Here is a 1,303-nt window from a genome sequence, read left to right on the forward strand (position 1 = left end):
GGCTTCCCACAGACCGACGACCGTACCTGGGACGCCCACGGCCTTGTAGCCAAGCACGCTGCTTTGGGTGCTATCAGCAGGGATCACTTGACCATTGCCGGCGACGAACATGTCCCTGGTCGCCTTGATCGGTGCCCGCTCGCGGTAGTCAAGGAAGTAAGGTTTGCCCTCGTGATAGATCGTCATGAATCCACCACCGCCAATGTTCCCCGCTTCCGGATAGGTAACAGCTAGCGTGAATGCAATGGCCACCGCCGCATCGACGGCGTTGCCACCTTTGGCAAAGATGGCTTTGGCGGTTTCAGCCGCATAACGATCAGGTACTGCCACGGCAGAATGGGTCAACAGATGCGATTTAACAGTATTGCCTGAAGCGGCCTGAGCATTTCCCACGGTCAGGAAGCTGGCAAGTAAAACCGCACACAACAAAGCAAACTTACGGTGTGAATCGGGAAAGAATTCTTTGCGCATAAAGCACCTTATTTTTTTATTAATAATCGGCAGCAAAACGCGGAAATCCGAATTGATACAGTTAAGAAAAAATCTAACTGCACAGCTCAGAACCCGGCAAAGAGAACAGACATAAACATTTATTGTTGAATGGCGAAAACAGGAAGAGCCATAGACTTTTGATAGCCGATGACTCCTCATGAGTAACTATGCTTTCTGTGCTACGCGTTCGATTCGTGAAGGCTCAAGGGCCGCCTTCTCCCATTTGGCGATAACCAATGGTGCGATCGCATTACCCAGCACGTTCAACGTGGTTGTGCCGCTATCAATAATCCTAAAGATCCCCGCAATAAGCGCTACCCCTTCCAATGGAAGACCGGCAGACGCCAACGTCGCAGACAAAATAATGATGGCAAATCCAGGTACCCCGGCAGCACCTTTGGAGGTCAGCACCATTGTGACCACCAGCAGAATCTGCTGAGAAAGCGACAGGTCGATACCATAGAGTTGAGCGACAAAAATCGTAGCCACCCCAAGGAAAATCGACGCGCCATCCAAGTTGAATGCATAACCGACCGGAACCACAAAACTGACGATGCGGCGCGGAACGCCATAGCTTTCCAGCTTGGTCATCAACTGCGGCATAACCGCTGCCGATGCGGCACTCGAGAACGCAAGGATCAGCTCATTTCGGAAATACTTGATCAGCTTGAAAATGTTCTCGCCGATCAGATAGCAAATACCGCCGAGTACCACCAACGCAAAGACAATCAGCGCCAGGTAGACCACACCAATCAGCTTGAGCAAGGGCAATAGCGAGGCAAAGCCAAAGGTCGCAACGGTAGCGCCGATC

General features: G+C 51.7%; 2 protein-coding genes. Both read right to left on the reverse strand.

What is annotated here, in order from left to right:
* Window positions 1-471 (reverse strand): gamma-glutamyltransferase (locus ACXRVY_RS29670; RefSeq protein WP_458239041.1); only part of this gene is annotated, 471 nt, incomplete at its 3' end.
* A 186-nt stretch (window positions 472-657) separates the two neighbouring features.
* Window positions 658-1,303, reverse strand: a 646-nt coding sequence (locus tag ACXRVY_RS29675) for a cation:dicarboxylate symporter family transporter (protein ID WP_458239042.1), incomplete at its 5' end; no start/stop codon positions are given.

It is taken from the genome of Pseudomonas sp. P5_A2_2, assembly GCF_054177685.1.